The sequence below is a fragment of the Pseudomonas avellanae BPIC 631 genome, from assembly GCF_000444135.1.
Taxonomy (GTDB): Bacteria; Pseudomonadota; Gammaproteobacteria; order Pseudomonadales; family Pseudomonadaceae; genus Aquipseudomonas; species Aquipseudomonas avellanae.
In genome coordinates this window covers 1-1,284 of the sequence record NZ_ATDK01000450.1, presented here as the reverse complement: position 1 = coordinate 1,284, position 1,284 = coordinate 1, and the positions used below count along the sequence as shown (strand labels likewise).

The 1,284-nt window shown below is 57.7% G+C and carries 2 pseudogenes; both read right to left on the bottom strand.

Annotated features, from left to right (window positions below):
- Window positions 1–109 precede the first annotated feature (109 nt).
- Window positions 110–577, bottom strand: a pseudogene (locus tag DW49_RS1000000131020) (site-specific integrase); the annotation flags it as partial.
- Window positions 578–585: 8 nt separating this feature from the next.
- Window positions 586–1,147, bottom strand: a pseudogene (locus DW49_RS01000000128855) (tyrosine-type recombinase/integrase); the annotation flags it as partial.
- Between the last annotated feature and the right edge of the window lie 137 nt (window positions 1,148–1,284).

The window sequence follows — 1,284 nt, the reverse complement described above, 5'->3', positions numbered from 1 at the left end:
CTGCTGCTAAGCTTATCCACAATTGCTGGGACAGAAATCAGCAATCCGTCCTGGGTCAATTTTCAATCGGCAGGGTGGGTCAGTTTTCAATCAGCGCCAACACAGGGTTTCTATCTACCTGACAATATTTGCCACCATTGATTGGCGCGGGGTGTTGGGTGATCTGCTCGTAACGCTCACATGCGTACGCTGCCCATAGCTCATGAAAGCCTTTAAGGTTGTGGGCATACAGGATCTCCCGGGCAGGGCGGATGATTTTTTGCAGGACATTCAGGTAGCTTTCGTGTGGTGCAATCAGGTTGCGGCTACCTACTGGGGACACCAGCCGTGCAAACCCAAGCGCACCTCGGATATGCTCATCTAACGCAATCCAACGTGGAGCCGATGCCCCGGCGCGGCCGCCTTTAGTGCCATTCTGAATGTTAATCCTGCCGAGGTCGTTAGCTTCACGGCTTAGCCGTGGTAGGTCAGCCAAGATGGCTTCACGCAAACGCATGCCCGTAGCCCGCGCCAACTGAACAATCGCTGTCGCCCGAAACTGCCCGCTGCTGCACAGCGCATCAACGACCTGTCGAACATGCGCCCAATCAGCCGCAGGCGCTTGGCTTCGCTCATGATGCTTTGCAGGTAGTTCTTGATTTGCAATGCCACATCAATGGTGCCGCGCTTGGTCAAGGCCTCCAGCGGTTGCATGAGGTCGTGGGTGTCAAGGTCGACGATGGCGCGTGCGCCGATGGCTGGGAACACGTGGGTCTTCAAGCGGCTGAGCACGGTCTTGGCGTGGCCGGGCGCCCACTTGGGCACCATGCCGGCGTGCCAGTCGAGGGCAACGCTTTCAAAGGTACGGCCGTTGACCACGGCTTGTACCTTGGCTTGCTGTTTGGATTGGATCGATGCCGTTGGCGAGTTGCTGTTTGAGCTCGAAGCGCTTGCGCCGAGCATCGGCAAGCCCCACCACGGGGTAGCTGCCTAAAGAGGTGAGGCCTTCGCGACCATCGGGCTTCACGTACCTGAGCCGCCAGCCTTTGCGCCCGTTGGGCTGTACGAGAAGGTAGAGGCCGTCGCCGTCGAAGAGCTTGTACTCGCGCTCGCGGGGTTTAGCTGTACGGCAGGCGGTGTCAGTGAGGGGAGCTGTGGTCCTGGCCATAAGGGTACTTTCCAATATCGAATTTGGGGATTCCACGCGCACTTGGACACCCATTCCACGAACACTTGGACAGTGATTCCACGCTGACTTGGACACTGATTCCACGAGCATCTGGACAGTGATTTCTCACTGACCAG